Source organism: Actinophytocola sp. (assembly GCF_036555685.1).
Classification (GTDB): Bacteria; Actinomycetota; Actinomycetes; order Mycobacteriales; family Pseudonocardiaceae; genus Actinophytocola.
Genome location: NZ_DATBKY010000008.1, coordinates 1 through 16723 on the forward strand (window position 1 = coordinate 1; position 16723 = coordinate 16723).

At 72.1% G+C, this 16723-nt stretch carries 16 protein-coding genes and 1 tRNA gene; 12 read left to right on the forward strand and 5 right to left on the reverse strand.

Annotated features, from left to right (window positions below; genetic code table 11):
- Positions 1–446: AfsR/SARP family transcriptional regulator (locus tag VH969_RS00790; RefSeq protein ID WP_331968641.1), on the reverse strand; the 446-nt coding region annotated here is incomplete at its 3' end.
- Positions 447–499: 53 nt separating this feature from the next.
- Between VH969_RS00790 and VH969_RS00795 the strand changes: the two genes are divergently transcribed.
- Positions 500–877, forward strand: a complete 378-nt coding sequence (locus VH969_RS00795) for a VOC family protein (protein WP_331968644.1) — start codon at positions 500–502, stop codon at positions 875–877.
- Here the strand turns inward: VH969_RS00795 and VH969_RS00800 are convergent.
- Both VH969_RS00800 and VH969_RS00805 read right to left on the reverse strand, forming a co-directional pair.
- Positions 874–2859 (reverse strand): APC family permease, encoded by a 1986-nt coding sequence (locus tag VH969_RS00800; RefSeq protein WP_331968647.1) that lies wholly within the window; start codon positions 2857–2859, stop codon positions 874–876. The two genes, VH969_RS00795 and VH969_RS00800, sit on opposite strands and share 4 nt — an antisense overlap.
- Positions 2860–2941: 82 nt before the next feature.
- Positions 2942–3526, reverse strand: coding sequence for a TetR/AcrR family transcriptional regulator (locus VH969_RS00805; protein WP_331968650.1), 585 nt, complete (start codon positions 3524–3526; stop codon positions 2942–2944).
- Positions 3527–3694: 168 nt separating this feature from the next.
- Between VH969_RS00805 and VH969_RS00810 the strand changes: the two genes are divergently transcribed.
- From VH969_RS00810 to VH969_RS00825, 4 genes are all read left to right on the forward strand, one after another.
- Positions 3695–4465, forward strand: a complete 771-nt coding sequence (locus tag VH969_RS00810; protein WP_331968653.1) for a polysaccharide deacetylase family protein — start codon at positions 3695–3697, stop codon at positions 4463–4465.
- A 66-nt stretch (positions 4466–4531) separates the two neighbouring features.
- Positions 4532–5695 (forward strand): serine/threonine protein kinase, encoded by a 1164-nt coding sequence (locus VH969_RS00815; RefSeq protein ID WP_331968656.1) that lies wholly within the window; start codon positions 4532–4534, stop codon positions 5693–5695.
- A gap of 123 nt (positions 5696–5818) precedes the next feature.
- Positions 5819–6685, forward strand: a complete 867-nt coding sequence (locus VH969_RS00820; RefSeq protein ID WP_331968659.1) for an ATP-binding cassette domain-containing protein — start codon at positions 5819–5821, stop codon at positions 6683–6685.
- Positions 6682–7344, forward strand: a complete 663-nt coding sequence (locus tag VH969_RS00825; protein ID WP_331968662.1) for a hypothetical protein — start codon at positions 6682–6684, stop codon at positions 7342–7344. Before VH969_RS00820 ends, VH969_RS00825 begins: the two co-directional genes overlap by 4 nt.
- A 157-nt stretch (positions 7345–7501) precedes the next feature.
- Here VH969_RS00825 and VH969_RS00830 read toward each other — a convergent pair whose 3' ends face one another.
- Complete coding sequence (locus VH969_RS00830; RefSeq protein ID WP_331968665.1) at positions 7502–8170, reverse strand: GOLPH3/VPS74 family protein; 669 nt, start codon at positions 8168–8170, stop codon at positions 7502–7504.
- Between the two features lie 98 nt (positions 8171–8268).
- On the opposite strand from VH969_RS00830, the gene gnd reads away from it, so the two are divergent.
- Together gnd and VH969_RS00840 are read left to right on the forward strand one after the other, a co-directional pair.
- Positions 8269–9708, forward strand: a complete 1440-nt coding sequence (gene gnd, locus VH969_RS00835) for an NADP-dependent phosphogluconate dehydrogenase (RefSeq protein ID WP_331968668.1) — start codon at positions 8269–8271, stop codon at positions 9706–9708.
- An 81-nt stretch (positions 9709–9789) separates the two neighbouring features.
- On the forward strand, positions 9790–10797 hold the full coding sequence (locus tag VH969_RS00840; protein ID WP_331968671.1) for an MBL fold metallo-hydrolase: 1008 nt from the start codon (positions 9790–9792) through the stop codon (positions 10795–10797).
- Here VH969_RS00840 and selD read toward each other — a convergent pair.
- Positions 10794–11789: a selenide, water dikinase SelD gene (gene selD, locus VH969_RS00845; protein ID WP_331968674.1), complete on the reverse strand. Its 996-nt coding sequence runs from the start codon at positions 11787–11789 to the stop codon at positions 10794–10796. The two genes, VH969_RS00840 and selD, sit on opposite strands and share 4 nt — an antisense overlap.
- Before the next feature lie 33 nt (positions 11790–11822).
- Between selD and VH969_RS00850 the strand changes: the two genes are divergently transcribed.
- The 5 genes from VH969_RS00850 to VH969_RS00875 form a co-directional block, all read left to right on the forward strand.
- Positions 11823–11918: transfer RNA gene (locus tag VH969_RS00850), tRNA-Sec, on the forward strand.
- A gap of 24 nt (positions 11919–11942) precedes the next feature.
- Positions 11943–13727, forward strand: coding sequence for a selenocysteine-specific translation elongation factor (selB, locus tag VH969_RS00855; protein WP_331968677.1), 1785 nt, complete (start codon positions 11943–11945; stop codon positions 13725–13727).
- Between the two features lie 115 nt (positions 13728–13842).
- Entirely contained in the window at positions 13843–15033 is a 1191-nt protein-coding gene (locus tag VH969_RS00860) for an FAS1-like dehydratase domain-containing protein (RefSeq protein ID WP_331968680.1), read from the forward strand.
- A gap of 138 nt (positions 15034–15171) precedes the next feature.
- The gene (locus tag VH969_RS34625; RefSeq protein ID WP_422653107.1) at positions 15172–15696 is read left to right on the forward strand and encodes a UGSC family (seleno)protein; all 525 of its coding nucleotides are present in this window, start codon (positions 15172–15174) and stop codon (positions 15694–15696) included.
- A partial coding sequence (locus VH969_RS00875) for a hypothetical protein (RefSeq protein ID WP_527249141.1) occupies positions 15696–16723 on the forward strand: 1028 nt, incomplete at its 3' end. The genes VH969_RS34625 and VH969_RS00875, both read left to right, overlap by 1 nt.

Sequence of the window (16723 nt, forward strand, 5' to 3'; positions counted from 1 at the left end):
AGCTCGATGAGCCGGGTGACGAGGGTGCCGGCGTGCGGCAGGTCGGGTAGTGGCTCGCCGCGCCAGAGGCCCAGCGCCTCGCGCAGCGTCTCGCGTGCGGCCGCGTGGTCGCCTGCCGCGAGCTGCCGTCGACCTTCGCCCACGAGGCGCTCGAACCGCAGCGCGTCGACGTCGTCGGGGTCGGTGTCGAGCCGGTAGCCGGTGGCGTCGAGCTCGATGCCCGGGATCGTCTTGCGCAGCCGGGAGACCTGTGCCTGCACGGCATTGAGCGCGTCCGCGGGTGGCGCGTCCCCGTACTGGCCGGCGATGAGCCGCTCGACGGGCACGGCGCGGCCCGCGTCGAGCAGCAGCATGACGAGCAGCGCACGAGGCCGCGGCCCACCGACGGAGACCGCCTCGCCGGCGTCGTCCCGTACCGCCAAGCCCCCCAGGATCCCGAACCGCACGACGATCATTCTCGCCGAACGGGGCCTGCCGGGGAGCACCTACCGTGGTTTCGATGAGTGACCGACCAGCGATGACGCTCACCGCGACCGTGCTCAGCTCGCCGGATCCCGAGGCGCTGGCCGACTTCTACCACCGGCTGCTGGGCTGGCCGGTGGTGACGAACGAGCCGGGCTGGGTCATGCTCGACCGCCCGGACGGCGGCCCGGGCCTGTCCTTCCACGCCGACGAGCACTACGTGCGCCCCGTGTGGCCCAGCAAGGCGGGCGAGCAGCAGCCGATGTGCCATCTGGACATCAAGGTCGCGGACCTGTCCTCGGCCCGCGAGTTCGCGCTGGCGCAGGGCGCGCAGGTCGCGGAGTACCAGCCGCAGGAGCAGGTCGTCGTCTGCCTCGACCCGGACGGCCACCCGTTCTGCCTGTACCTGTTCTAGCCGCCCACGTGGATGCCCGGGCGGCGCGACGGGTCGCCCTCGTGCTGGCGGATGATCTCGCGGACGACCGGCGGGGTGTCGCCCTGGCCCAGGATCAGGTAGCGGAACAGCAGGCCCAGCGGGTTGCCCTCCGACCACTCGAAGTGGCACTGCGGCAGCACGTCTGTCGCGTCGCGGAGGGCGATCAGGACGGCCGCGATGGCGTTCGGCACCGCCGGCGCCTTCGCCCGCAGGACCCGGTGGCCGCCGACGTCGACGCCGTACACGCGCAGTACCTTCGCGAAGTCCGACGGGTCGACCACGTCGACCTCCAGGAAGAGCACGTCCGCCTGGCCCGGCAGCGGGTTCAGCCCGCGCTGCTCCTCCTCCTTGGCCCGGTACTCCGCGTCGTCGCCGGCCTGGCGCTTGTTCGCCACCAGGTCGAGCCGGCCGTCATGCTCGATGTTCTCCGTGATGAACCGCCGTGCGGTCTCGTCGAAGTCGATCTGCTCCACGCGCAGCTCGGTGGTCCGGGTGACCCGCGAGATCAGCGACACGACGATGATCCCCGCGATGAACGCCGCCGAGATCGCGATCCCGTCCGGCTTCTCCACGACGTTCGCGATCAGCGCGTAGAGCAGGATCAGCGTCAGCACGGAGAACGCGACGGCCGCGCCAGGCCGGCGGTGCCGCAGCGTGGAGATCGTCACCGCGACCGCCCCCGACACCATCATCGCCAGTATGCCGGTCGCGTACGCGCCGGCCTGCGCGTTCACATCCGCACCGAACGCGATCGTGATGCCGATACTGATCACCGTGTAGACCAGCACGACCGGCCGTACCGCGCGGCCCCACTCCGGCGCCATGCCGTACGCGGGCAGGTAGCGCGGCACGATGTTGATCAGCCCGGCCATCGCCGACGCGCCGGCGAACCACAGGATGAGGATGCTGCTGACGTCGTAGATCGTGCCGAACGCGTTGCCCAGGTACTCGTGCGCGAGGTAGGCGAGCGCGCGCCCGTTCGCGGCGCCGCCGGGCTCGAACTCCTCCGGCGGGATCAGCACGGTCGTGATGAAGGTCGTCGCGATCAGGTACACGGACATGATCAGCGCGGCGGTCGCGAGCAGGTGGCCGGTGTTGCGCACCCGCGACTCCAGGCGGTCCTTCGCGTTCTCACCGTCCGCCTTGATCAGCGGCATCATGCTGACCCCGGTCTCGAACCCGGACAGACCGAGCACCAGCAAGGGAAACGCGAGCACGGCCGGCCCGACGATGCCGAACAAGCCGCCGCCGTTCTCGGTCAGCCGGTCCACCCACGTCGACAGCGCGTCCGGCGTCGCGAACACCTCGCCGGCGCCGACGACCACGATCACCGCGTTGAGCGTCAGGAACACGGCCACGAGCGGGATCGCGACGCCGATCGCCTCGCTGAAGCCGAGCAGGAACACGCCACCGAGGATCAGCAGCAGCACGACCGTGATGAGGACTTCCTTGCCGTGCAGGAAACCCGGCAGCGCCGGGTTCTCCACCATGTGGACGGACGCGTCGGCGGCCGACAGCGTGATCGTGATGATCCACGACGTGGCGACGAACCCGAGCAGCACCAGCACGAAGATCTTGCCGCGCCAGAACGGGAGCAGGGACTCGAGCATCGCCACCGAGCCCTGCCCGTGCGGGCTCTCCCGCGCGACCCGCCGGTACATCGGCAACATCCCGAACAACGTCAGCGCGACGATCAGCAGCGTGGCGAGCGGGGAGAGCGCCCCGGCCGCGAGCGCGGCGATGGCGGGCAGGTACGACAGGGTGGAGAAATAGTCCACTCCGGTCAGGCACATGACCTTCCACCAGGCCTGCGGCTTGTGCGCGTGTGCCTCGTCGGTCGCCCGGCCGACCGGCGCGACCTGGTGTTTGAGCAGCCAGCCCGCGAGTCCGCGACGGGGTGGGCTCTGCCGCGCCGGGTTGTCCACACTCTCCGGTACGGCGAGCCGCGGTGCCGCGTCCATCCGTTTCCCTCCACCCCGCGCGGCTCACCGCGCGGGCAACAGGATGCCGGATCCGCCGCGGGTCCACACAACGGGTGGTCGGCTACTCGGGATCGACGCCGTGCGCGCGCAGCAGGATCACGCCCACCTCGCGGGCCCGGCCCGCGGCGGCCGTGTCGCCCTCGTGCGCGGCCATGATCGAGCCCTTCATGAGGATGTGCCACTGGCGGGCGAAGGAGTCGGCGTTCGCCACGCCCGCCGCGGCGGCCAGGCCCTTGAGGTAGTGCCGGATGTTGGCAAGGTGCTGCACGCTCGCCTGGTGGACCGCGGCGTCCTTGCCCGCGGTCTCGAGCATCGTGGTCAGGAACGAGCAGCCCTCGAAGTCCGGCCGGGCGAACCATTCGGCGAACACGTCGAAGATCGCGAGCAGCTGCTGGGCGGGCGTCTTGCCGCGGCGCTGGCTCTCGGCCTGCAGCCACTCCTCGGTCCACAGCCGCTCGCGGCGGCGGAGGAAGTCGAGGATCAGGTCGGTCTTGGACGGGAAGTTCCGGTACAGCGTCATCTTCGCCGTGCCGGCCCGGGCGATGATCGCGTCGACGCCGACCGTCGCCGTGCCCTCCCGGCTGAACAACTCGTAGGCGGCGCGCCCGACCCGTTCCCGGCCGCTCTCCTTGCTCGGTCCGTCCACCGTCGTCACCGCGTAGTCCGGTCGATTGATTCCTGTGCGTCACGATCGTAGACCCACGCTCGTGACGCGGCTGCGGCGTGTCGTTGCACGATAGCGGCCTGTTGTGACACCTGCGGGTTACCGTGCACCCCGAATGAGTGAGTGCGGTACGGATAGCCGGAGGCGACCGTGCGTAGTCAGGTACTGAGGCCGCCGTACGTCTACCGCTGGGCCGTTCTCATCGCGAGCACGGTGCTGCTGGTCGCGTTAGCGCTCCAGGCGCTCCAGCCCGACCCCGTGGTCGCCGACCGCGCGAACGTCGCACCCTCGGCGGCACCGGTGCGCAAGCCGGCCCCGGTGGCTCCCGACGTCGTCCGCCAGCTGCGCACGACCGACAAGGTCGTGGCCCTGACCTTCGACGACGGCCCGCACCAGGACTACACCCGCCAGGTCCTCGAGGTGCTCGCCGACCACCACGCGGTCGCCACGTTCTGCATGGTCGGCAAGCAGGTCCGCGAGCACCCGGACGTCGTGCGCGAGGTCGTCGACGCCGGCATGCGGCTGTGCAACCACACCGTCAGCCACGACGAGCAGCTGTCCCGCCGGTCCGCGGCGGCCATCGAGCGCGAGCTGGTCGAGGCGAGCGACCTGTTGCGCGACGCGGCCGGCGACGACGTCGGCATCCGGTACTTCCGCGCACCCGGCGGCAACTGGACGCCGACGCTCGAGCACACCGCGGCCCGGCACGGCATGCGGCCACTCGGCTGGTCGGTCGACCCGCGCGACTGGAGCCGCCCGGGCGTGGCGAAGATCGTCGCGGCGGTGCGGCAGAACGTCCGGCCGGGCTCGGTGATCCTGCTTCACGACGGTGGTGGCCGGCGCGACCAGACGGTCGCCGCGCTACGCATTCTGCTGCCCTGGCTCGCAGGTCAGGGCTATCGTTTCGACTTTCCCGGCTAGCGATCTTGCCCGTTTCGCCACGCGATCACCCGGGTAGCCCCTATGCTCGACGGAGGGTTACCCATCATGCACCACACGGACTGGACGACCACGGGAACTCTGGGCGACAGATACGTACTGCGCACCAGGGTTGGTTCCGGCCGTACCACCACCGTGTACTCCGCCGACGACGTGCGCCTCGAGCGCGAGGTCGCGGTCAAGGCCTTCCACACCGTTCCCGACCAGGACGGTCTCGCCCGGTTCGCCAACGAGGCCCAGGTGCTGGGTGGGCTGTCCCATCCGGGTCTCGTCACCGTCTACGACGTGAACCTCGACGCCCAGACGCCGTACATGGTCATGCGGCTGATCGACGGCGGTCCGCTGAGCGACCTCGTCCAGCCGGAGGGCCTGGAGCCCAGGGCCGTGGCCCGGCTAGGCGCCCAGCTCGCCGAGGTGCTGGCCTACGTGCACGAGCGCGGCGTCGTGCACGGCGACGTCGACGCCCACAACGTGCTGATCGACGCGGACGGCGACGGCCACCTGACCGGCTTCGGCGCCGACTACGGGCTCGGCACCGTGTCCGGCGACGTCTACTCGCTCGGGATGCTGCTCGCCGAGTGCCTGCCCTTCGGGCTCGGCGGCGAGTGGCGCGTGGTGCTGGCCGCCATGACCGACCCGGACCCGGACGCGCGCCCCACCGCGGACCGCGCCGCCGAGATGCTCCGCAACATCCTCGCCGGCGACACCGCCGAGTTCCCGCTCCCGCTTCCGCGCAGCGAGGAGGACGCGGTCGAGCCGTCGCTTCCCGGCAGGGAGACCAAGGAGCGCAAGGAACCGGGCACCGCCCGGCACATCCGGCCCGCCTACGCCGGGCTCACCGGGATGGGCCTCGCCATCTCCGCGCTCGCCGTGGTGCTCGCGACCACGGGCACCGAGCAGCCGGCCCGGCCCTCCGGCGAGCAGCCGCCCCAGGTCGTGCAGCCGACCGACCGGAACGCCCCGCAGCCACCGGGGCAGTCGTACCCGCAGGCACCGGGTCAGCGGCAGGCAGCGCCGCCGGAGTCCTCGAGCAGCGCCAAGAACCGGTCCAAACCGGCGCGCCCGCCGCAGTCGTCGCAGCCGTCCCAGCCGACCGCGCCGCCGCAGCAAGGCGACGGCAGTGACCAGCGCGATCCGGGCAACGGGCGCGGCCACGGCAACGGGCACGACCGGGAGGACGGCGGGCTTCTCGGCGGCCTTCTCGGACTGTGACCGCCGAACTCGGGTGAACAGTCGCAAATCCCCGACCATCGGCCGACGTGATCACGGCATGTGATGGCGTTAGATAAGGCGATGCGGCTTCGGGGAGTTGGCAAGCGATACGGAACCGGCCGGATGGTGCTCGACAAGGTCGACCTGGACCTCGTGCCCGGTGAGGTCGTGGCGATCACCGGCCTCAACGGCTCGGGCAAGTCGACCCTGTTGCGCCTGCTCGTGGGCGTCGTGCGGCCGACGAGCGGCACGGTCACCGGCCGGCCGAGGGAGGTCGGCTACGTCCCGGAGTACTTCCCCGACGACGACGCCCTCAGCGCGCTGTCCTACCTGACCCACATGGGCCGGGTGCGCGGGCTGACCACCAAGGACGCCGTCGACCGCGCCGGCCGCCTGCTCGACCGGCTCGGGCTCTCCGGCGGCCGGGGCACGCCGCTTCGCCGGCTGTCCAACGGAAACCTGCAGAAGGTGGCGATCGCGCAGGCCGTCATGGTCCGGCCGCGGCTGTTCGTCCTCGACGAGGCGTGGGCCGGCCTGGACGCCACCGCGCACACCGTGCTCGCCGAGCTCGTCGAGGAGATCGCCGGCGCGGACGGCACGGTCGTCTACACCGACCACCGCCAGACGGTCGGCGCCACCCGCGTGCTGGAAGTCGCGGCCGGCGGGCTGATCGAGCTCGACGCCGAACCGGTGCTCGTCACCCGGCTCGTGCTCGCCCCGCCGCCGGACACCGACCTCGACCAGCCCCTCGCCCTGCCCAAGCAGCTCTCCGGCGCGATGTCCATGGCCCACGACGGCGAGAAGGTCTTCGTGCAGGTCAAGCGATCCGAGGCGGACGAGCTGCTGATGTCCGTGCTCAAGGACCGCTGGTCGGTGCTGCGGGTCGACGAGCCCGTCGCGGTGGTGACGGGCGGGCTCGGCGCGGCGCTCCAGCCAGCTCCCGGGGCCGGCGCGGAGGCAGCCGCCGAGGCCGCCGGAGGTGCGGCGTGATCGCGCTCGTCCGCTACACCGTCGCCGTCATGGTCCACTCGCAGCGCTACCTGCCGCCGGTGCTGCTGTTCGTCATCTGCATCGGCACGTTCGCCCACGACGCGGGCGTCGAGCCGATGGTGCCGATCTTCGCCCCGATGACCGCGGTCGCGTTCGTGTGCGCCGCGTGGCTCACGGTCGTGCTGGTGACCGCCGAGGACCCGGTCCAGCGCGCGATCACCACGGTCAACGCGGGCCGGTCGTGGCCACAGCTGGCCGCCGTGGCGGTGGTCGTGCTGGCGACGTTCGCGGTGCTGAGCGCGGTCCTGCTGACGCTGCCCTTCGTCCTCGGCAACCGCGCCTACGGGCCGGTCGACCTGATCGTCGGCGCGGCCGCGCTGCTGACCGGCGCGTGCTTCGGGATCGCGATCGGCATGCCGACCTCCCGGCTGGTGTTCCGCCGCCAGGGCTACGCGCTGCTCGCCACGCTCGTGCTGATCATGACCTTCCTGCTCGTGCGCGGCCTGCCGCCGGTCAACACGCTCGTCATGCTGCTGACCGAAGAGCGCACCGAGCCCGCGGACATGCTGCTGCCCGAACTCGCGTACCTCGCGCTGGCCGTGGCCGTGCTCGCCGGCAGCCTCGCCGCCACCCAGGCGATCGTGTCGCGGCGTGACTAGTGTCCTGAGTCGGAAATCTGGCACATAATTCGCTGGTCCAGCTTCCTGCTGGCGGCGTTGCCGATCCACGCGAGTACGGTCCAGTACGAGGGCGAATCGGCGCCTTGCCAGCAGAAACCTGGCTCCACCGACCTAGGCACCGAATTTCCGCGGGATACTAGTTTCCCGAGTTCACCGCGGCCGTCGTGGCCACCGCCGCGGCCGCGGCCGTCGCCGCGTACACCGTCTCGATGGCCTTGCGGACCGCGGCCGCCGCCCACTGGCCCTTGGCGATCTCGTTGGCGCGCCGGTTCGCCGCGCGCTTGTCCGGCACGGCGACCACCGTGGTCACCGCGTTCAGCGCGGAGAGCAGCGAGATGAGCGCGGCGGTGCGCTCGTCGGGCCGCGCACCGGCCAGCGCGGCGCGGATCCGCTCGCGGACGGTCGCCTCGTGCGTGCTGTCCTGGGCGGGCAGCCGCTCGGCGGGGAACAACCCGAGCACCTTGCGCTTCTCGCGGCGCAGCACGCCCGCCTCGACGAGCCGGTCGGCGAGCTTGCGGCGCAGGTCGTTCGCGAGCGCGTCGAGGACGTACTCGGGCTTGCGGCCCTCCCGGTGGGCGAGCACCGCGAGCCCGTTCGCCAGGATCGGATCGGCGGGTGCCGGGCCCGGCCGCAGCACCAGCCGGCCGGCGCGCACGGACTCGCCCTTCTCGGCCACCCGGACCCGCTCGGCGAGCGTGAGCTCGACGAGCACGGCGCCGGCGAGCCCCTTGTCGAGCTCGGTCACCACGACCTTGCCCGACTCGTCGTCCAGTGCCAGCAGCAGCAACTCCTCGGCGAGCAACATGGCACCACGATATCGCTGAGGCGGACGCCATCTCCGTGCTGACATCGGGCCCGTCCTGCGGCAAGGTTGCGGCGAGAACACGCGACGAGAGGACCCCAATGCCCACTCCGGCACAGATCGGCGTCACCGGCCTCGCGGTCATGGGCCGCAACCTCGCCCGCAACCTCGCCCGCAACGGGTACGCGGTGGCGCTGCACAACCGCTCCGTGGCGCGGACGAAGTCACTGGTCGAGGAGCACGGTGACGAGGGCACCTTCGTGGCGGCCGAGACGATGGAGGAGTTCGTCGCGGCGCTGGAGCGGCCCCGGCGCGTGGTGATCATGGTGAAGGCCGGCGCGCCGACCGACGCGGTCATCGACGAGCTGGTGCCGCTGCTCGAGGACGGCGACATCGTGATCGACTGCGGCAACGCGCACTTCGCCGACACCCGCCGCCGCGAGGCGGCCCTGCGCGAGCACGGCCTGCACTTCGTCGGCGCGGGCGTGTCCGGCGGCGAGGAGGGCGCGCTGCTCGGACCGAGCATCATGCCGGGCGGCTCGGCCGAGTCGTACGCCTCGCTGGGCCCGATGTTCGAGAAGATCGCCGCGCAGGTCGACGGCACGCCGTGCTGCACGCACGTCGGCCCGGACGGCGCGGGTCACTTCGTCAAGATGGTGCACAACGGCATCGAATACGCCGACATGCAGCTGATCGCCGAGGCCTACGACCTGCTGCGCGACGGCCTCGGCGCCTCGCCGGCCGAGCTCGCCACGATCTTCGCCGACTGGAACTCGGGTGACCTGGAGTCGTTCCTGATCGAGATCACCGCCGAGGTGCTCGGGCACAGCGACGCGGCGACCGGCAAGAGCTTCGTCGACGTCGTGCTGGACCAGGCCGAGCAGAAGGGCACCGGCCGCTGGACCGTGCAGACCGCGCTGGACCTCGGGGTGCCCGTGACGGGTATCGCGGAGGCGACGTTCGCCCGCGGCCTGTCCGCACACCCGGAGCAGCGGTCGGCCGCGCGCGCGACGCTGCCCGGTCCCGACCGCGGCTCGGTGCCGGTGGCCGACCGGGACGCGTTCGTCGACGACGTCCGCAAGGCGCTCTACGCGTCCAAGGTCGTCGCCTACGCGCAGGGCTACGACCAGATGACCGCGGCGAGCGCCGAGTACGGCTGGGACATCGACCTGGGCGCGATGGCCACCATCTGGCGCGGCGGCTGCATCATCCGCGCACGGTTCCTCGACCGCATCCGGGAGTCCTACGAGGCGAACCCGCACCTGGAGTCGCTGCTCGTGGCGCCGTACTTCGCGGACGCGGTCGGGCAGGGCCAGGACGCGTGGCGGCGCGTGGTCGCCCACGCCGCGCGGGCCGGCATCCCGACCCCGGCGTTCTCCTCGTCGCTCGCGTACTACGACGCGCTGCGTGCCGAGCGCCTGCCGGCCGCGCTGATCCAGGGCCTGCGCGACTACTTCGGGGCGCACACCTACCGCCGCGTGGACCGCGAGGGCGCGTTCCACACGGTGTGGGCCGGCGACCGATCGGAGGTCGACGCCTGATCCACGCCACACGACGCGCCCCTTCGGCGCGTGACCGCTCCTCCTATACGATATAGCACACTGTCGACGCGAGGAGGGGTGATGGAGACCGTGCCCGGACCGGCCGAGGTCGCCGGCGGCGTGTGGAGCGTCGCCCTGCCGTTCCCGAACCCGCTCGGCTTCGCTTTCTCCTACGTCCTACCCGTGGCCGGCGGCGTGCTCGTCGTCGACGCCGGCTGGGACTCCGCGGAGTGCTGGGACGCCTTCCGCGCGGGGCTCGCCGCGGCGGGCGCCGGCCTCGACGACGTGGTCGGCGTCGTGGTCACCCACATCCACCCCGACCACTACGGGCTGGCGGAACGGATCCGCGCCGCCTCGCCCGCGTGGATCGCGGTGCACCCGGCGGAGCGGCCGCGCATCGCCGCGAACCGGCACGACCGGGAGCGGGCGATCGCCGACCTCGCCGAGTGGCTGCGCCAGGCCGGCGCGCCGCCCTCGGAGTTCGCGGAGCTCGCCGCGGACGAGGAGGACATCAAGGCCCGCATCTCGACGGTGGTGCCCGAGCGCGATCTGGTCGACGGCCAGGCGGTGCCCGGCACGGACGGCGCCCTGGTGGCCGTGCACACGCCCGGCCACACGCCAGGTCACCTCTGCTTCCACGACCGGCAGCGCGGCCTGCTGTTCACCGGCGACCACATCCTGCCCCGCGTCACCCCGAACATCTCGAAGCGCCCGCAGTCCGATGTGGACCCGCTGCGGGACTTCATGGCCTCGGTCCGGAAGGTCCGCGCCTTCGGCGACGTCACCGTCCTGCCCGGACACGAGCGCGCCTTCACCGGGTTGTGGGACCGGCTGGACGTGCTGGCCGCCCACCACGACGAGCGGCTCACGGAGATCGTGGCGGCGGTCGGCGCCGGGGCCGGCACGGTGTGGGAGGTGGCCTGCGCGGTGCGCTGGTCCCGCCCGTTCGAGCGGCTGCAGGGCCGGGCGCGGCGCTCGGCCATCGGCGAGACGTTCTCCCACCTATACCGGCTCGCCGTCGAGGGCCGCGTCCGCTGGGAGCCCGGTCGGCCCGACCGCTGGCTGCCGGCCCGCGAGCACGTCGCCTAGCGGAGCCGCACGGTCGTTCCGGGCACCGCCGGCACGAACTCGCCGATCACCGGTGCGCCCGGGATCTCGCCGGCGATCAGCAGGCCGCCGGAGGTCTGCGCGTCCGCGAGCAGCAGCAGGGTGAGCTCGTCCGCGTCGCCCGCGTCGAGGTGTGGGCGGACCCAGTCGAGGTTGCGCTTGGTGCCACCGGACACGAAGCCCTCGCGCGCGGCCGCGACGGCGCCGTCCAGGTAGGGCACGGCCGCGGCCGACACGACCGCGGTGACCCCGCTCGCGCGCGCCATCTTGTGCAGGTGGCCGAGCAGCCCGAAGCCGGTCACGTCGGTGGCCGCGCGCACGCCGGCCGTGAGGGCCGCGGCGGCCGCGTCGCGGTTCAGCGCGGCCATGGACTCGACCGCGTTCGCGAACACCTCGCCGGTCTGCTTGTGCCGGTTGTTGAGCACGCCCACGCCGAGCGGCTTGGTCAGGCTGATCGGCAGCCCGGCGGCCGCGGAGTCGTTGCGCAGCAGGCGATCCGGGTGCGCGGTGCCGGTGACCGCGAGGCCGTACTTCGGCTCCGGGTCGTCGATCGAGTGGCCGCCCGCGAGGTGGCAGCCGGCCTGGCCGGCGACCGCGAGCCCGCCGCGAAGAACCTCGGTGGCGAGCTCGGCCGGCAGCACGTCGCGGGGCCAGCCGAGCAGGTTCACCGCGAGCAGCGGCGTGCCACCCATCGCGTAGATGTCCGACAGCGCGTTGGCCGCGGCGATGCGGCCCCAGTCGTAGGCGTCGTCGACCACGGGCGTGAAGAAGTCCGTTGTGGACAGAATGGCGGTGTCCCCGTCGAGGCGCACCGCGGCCGCGTCGTCGCCGCTGTCCAGCCCGACGAGCAGCTCGGTCTCCGCGGGCCCGGTGCCGAGCAGGCCACTCACCATGTCCTCGAGCTCGCCCGGCGGTATCTTGCAGGCGCAGCCACCGCCGTGGGCGTACTGGGTGAGGCGGACCGCGGTCGTCATACCGGTAAGCCTACGCCGCTATACTCTCTATCCGGAGGCGTACGTGTTCCTGGTGGACGCCGCGGTCTTCAAAACCGACGTGGCCCGGTATCCGGGTCAGGCAGGTTCGATTCCTGTCCGCCTCCGCCAGCTTTCCCCGAGGGACGTCTCGCCATGCACGTGCTCGCCACCGCCGGCCACGTCGACCACGGTAAGTCGACGCTGGTCCGCGCGCTGACCGGGATCGAGCCCGACCGGCTCGCCGAGGAGCGCCGCCGGGGCATGACGCTCGACCTGGGCTTCGCGTGGACGACGCTGCCCGGTGGCGAGACCGTGGCGTTCGTCGACGTGCCCGGGCACGAGCGGTTCATCGGCACGATGCTCGCCGGGGTCGGCCCGGTGCCGGGCGTGGTCGTGGTGGTCGCGGCGGACGAGGGGTGGCGCGCGCAGACCAGCGAGCACGTCGAGGTCCTCGACTCGCTGGGCGTGCGGCACGGCCTGCTGGTGGTCACCCGCGCAGACCTCGCCGACCCCGCTCCCGCCCTGTCCTACGCGCGCGAGCGGCTCGCCCGCACCTCGCTCGGCGACGTCGAGGCGGTCGCGGTCAGCGCGGTCACCGGCGCCGGCCTCCCCGAGGTACGCGCGGCGCTGGACCGGCTCGTCGCATCGCTGCCGCCGCCGGTGACGGACGGCCGGGTGCGCCTGTTCGTCGACCGGGCGTTCACCGTGCGGGGGAGCGGCACGGTCGTCACCGGCACGCTGGGCGCGGGCACGCTGCACACGAACGACCGGCTGCTGCTCGCCCCGGCGGGGACCGAGGTGCGGGTGCGCGGGCTGGAGTCGATGGGGGAGCGGCACGAGTCGGTCGCCGCGGTGGCGCGGGTGGCGGTCAACCTGCGCGGGTTGCCGGTCGAGGAGGTGCGCCGCGGGCACGTGCTGATCACGCCGGACCGCTGGGTCCGTACCTCCGCCTTCGACGTCCGGTTGTCCTCTCTCGACCCCGCGGACCTGCCCGGGGACCTGTTGCTGCACATCGGTTCCGCGGCGGTGCCGTGCCGGGTGCGCCCGTTCGGCGAGGACACCGCGCGGGTACGGCTCGCCTCGCCGCTGCCGCTGCAGCCCGGTGACCGGGCTGTGCTGCGCGAGCCGTCGAGCCGGCTGGCGACCGGCGTGGTGGTGCTGGACGTGGACCCGCCGCAGCTGCGCCGCCGCGGGGCCGCGCTGAACCGGGCGATCGAGCTCGAGGAGGCGACCGGCAGCCCGGACGTGCTGGCCGAGGTGGCGCGGCGGGGGAGCGTCACGCGGGAGTGGCTGGCCGCGGTGGGCGTGCTCGGCGGCGCCGATCCCGCGCCTCCGGAGCTGGTGTCGGTCGGCGACCACCTGGTGGACCCGGCGACGTGGCAACGCTGGGGCAAGGACCTCGCCGCGGCGGTCGACGAGCACCGGGCCGCCGCGCCCCTCGAACCGGGCCTGCCGGCGAAGGCGGCCGCCCAGGCGATCGGCGTGCCCGACCTGCGGCTGGTCGAGGCGCTGGTGCGCGACTCCGGCGGCGCGCTCGTGGCCCGCGGCGGCCGCATCACACGTCCCGGCGCGGCGCCCGGCTTCTCGAACGCGGCACGGCGCGCCCTGGACGAGGTCTGCCGCCGCCTGGCGGCGAACCCGCTGGACGCCCCGAGCGTGCCGGAGCTCGCCGACGCGGGTCTGACCCGGGAGATCCTGGCCGCCGCCGCGGCCGCGGGCATGGTCCTCCGCCTGCCCACGGAGGTCATCCTGCATCCGACGGCCCCCGAGGCGGCCCGGTCGGTGCTCGTGGCCCTGCCGCAGCCGTTCACGCTGTCCGACGCCCGCCAGGCGCTGCACACGACCCGCCGGGTGGCGGTGCCGTTCTTCGAGCACCTGGACTCGCTGGGCATCACCGTCCGAGTGGACGCGAACCTCCGCCGCATAGCCGACCGCTGACCCCGAACCGCCGCCTGGGGGATTCGTCACAGCGCCGCCACTGTTCTCGACCACGCACAGGCGATAATATATCTTCTACTATAGCTGCTGCACGGGTGTGTGAACGGGAGGTCTGATGAGCGACGACACGAATCCGGAGTACGGCAAGATCACCGATGAGGCGGTGGCGAGGCTGAAGGCCCGGCTCGGCAAGCGGTATCCCATCCAGCAGCCGTACCTGCGCCACATCAACCAGGACAGCATCACCCACGTGGCCCGCAGCGTCGGCGACGACAACCCGCTCTACGTCGACCCCAAGTACGCCTCCACCACCCGCCACGGCCGCCTCATCGCGCCGCCCGCGATCTTCTACGCCGGCGCCTGGGGAAGCTGGGACCTGCGCCGCGGCCAGGGTCTGCCCGGCGTGCACGGCCTGCACTCCGGCGACGAGTGGCGCTACTTCCGCCCGCTCTACGAGGGCGACGAGATGCACGCGACCAAGGAGCTGGTCCGCGCCGACCCGATGGAGGGCCGGCTCGCGGGCAAGAAGATGTACATCCAGGCCGACGAGATCCGCTTCTACAACCAGAAGGACGAGCTCGTCGCCATCCAGGTCATGCCGGTCATCCGGGCCGAGCGCGAGGAGTCCAAGAAGCGCGGCAAGTACACCGACATCCAGCGCGCCACCTACACCGATGAAGAGATCGCGCAGATCGATGCCGAGTACGAGGCCGAGATCCCGCGCGGCGCCACCCCGCGGTACTGGGAGCGCACGGAGATCGGCGAGGACGTCGACCCCGTCGTGAAGGGACCGCTCACCTTGCCGGACATGGTCACCTGGCTGCAGGCGATCGGCTCGCCGCACGTGCGCAGCGGCAAGTACTGGCAGCAGTACCGCAAGTCCTCGCCCAAGGTCGCCGTCAAGGACCCCGAGACCGGCATCCCGCAGGCCGTCGAACGCGTGCACTGGGACAACTTCATGGCCGCCGAGATCGGTATGCCGGCCGCGTACGACTACGGCTCCCAGCGCGGCGGCTACGCGACCTACTTCGCCACCAACTGGGTCGGCGACGACGGCTGGGTGGCCGAGCTGGACTTCCAGTACCGCGGCATGTTCTTCAACGGTGACGTCTTCCGTATCAACGGCAAGGTCGTCGACAAGTGGCGCGGCGCCAAGACCGGCACCGGCTACGTGAAGGTCGAGTTCCACACGACCAACAACCGCGGCGACGACATCATGCCCGGCACCGGGATCATGGCGCTGCCGTCGGAGGAGACCGGACCCGTCGAGTTCCCCGTGGACGTCCGCGAGGACGGCCGCGCATAGGGAACCAGGCCGAGTGCTTCGCAAACCGCACCTCAGTGGGAACGTGACGCACGCCGGCCACAGGTACGTGACCAAACGAAACCTTCCATGCCCAACGTAACCAACACATTGAAATGCGGGGAGGCGGAAGTGTTGTACGTGTTCCGGCCGGTACCGTTCGACGACCAGCAGCTGCTCCAGCTCGCCCGCCGGCTGGACACGTTGCGCGGCAAGCGGATCGGCTTCATCGGCAACCTCAAGCCCAACTGCGACGTCCTGCTGCACACCACCGAGGACCTGCTCGGCGAGCGGCAGGGCATCGCCGGCACGGTCTACCGGGAGAAGGCGAGCTGCAGCAGCGGCGCGCCGGCGGCGATGCTCGACGAGATCGGCGAGACCTGCGACGCGGCCGTCGTCGCCCTCGGCGATTGAGGCTCCTGCACGTCGTGGAGTGTCCATGACGCCGTGGAGCTGGAGAAGCGCAACATCCCTACCGTGACGATCGTCGGCGAGACCTTCCGCATGATCGCCGAGTACGAGAGCGAGGGGCTCGGCCTGCCGGGCCTGCCGCTCGCGATGGTCGAGTACCCGATGGGTGGCGTGCCGACCGAGGAGGCCGTCGCGCGGGCCCACCGCGCGTTCGGCCAGATCCTCGCCGGCATCACCGAGAACGGGAGGGCCTGATGTCGTTGGCCGGCAAGGAGATCGCGGGCGAGCCCATCGCCTACGACGACGCCGAGGCGATGTCCGACGACTTCTACGCGTCACGGTGGACCGACGGCCTGCCGGTCGTCGCGCCCACCGAGGAACGCGTGGCCCGCATGCTCGGCGACCACGACGGCACCGAGCCGCTCGGCACGATGCCGCCGCGCTGGCGGCGCACCTACGTCCACCACGTGGCGGTCAACGCCGTCATGGCCGGGTGCCGCCCGGACTACTTCCCGGTCGTGCTGGCCGGGATCCGGGCGGTGCTCGACCCGGGGCTGAACCTGTACGGCGTGCAGGGCACCACGAACCCGGCCGGCGTGATGCTCGTCGTGAACGGGCCGGCGCGCACGGAGCTGGACGTCAACAGCGGGCACAACCTGTTCGGCCAGGGCTGGCGGGCGAACGCCACGATCGGCCGCGCCATCCGGCTCTGCCTGATCAACATCGGCGGCGGGCTGCCGGAGCTCGGCGACATGTCCACGCTGGGCAACCCGAACAAGTACGGCTCGTGCATCGCGGAGAACGAGGAGGAGTCTCCCTGGGCGCCGTTCCATGTCGAACGTGGGTTCGCCGCGGACCGGTCGGTCGTGACCGCGGCCGGCGTGACCGCGCCGCAGAACATCGCGATCCTCTCCCAGGACCCGATCGCGATCCTCGACGGCATCGCCGGCGCGCTGATGTCGAGCGGGTCGAACCTGCTGCTGTTCACCGCCCAGCCGCTCGTGGTGATCGGCCCGGTGCACGCGAAACACCTGGCGCGCAACGGGTATGACAAGAAGTCCGTGCGCGAGTACCTGTGGGAGAAGGGCACGCTCGACATCACCGGCGTCGGCGGCACGGACGGCAAGGCCATGCGCGAGTGGAAGGCCCGCTGCTACCACGTCGACGGCGACCGCGAGCTGCTGCGCCCGGCCGTCACGCCCGACGACATCGGGATCGTGGTGGCCGGCGGAAGGAGCGGCCCGCACAGCGCGGTGCTGCAGCCGTTCAACATCACGCGGCT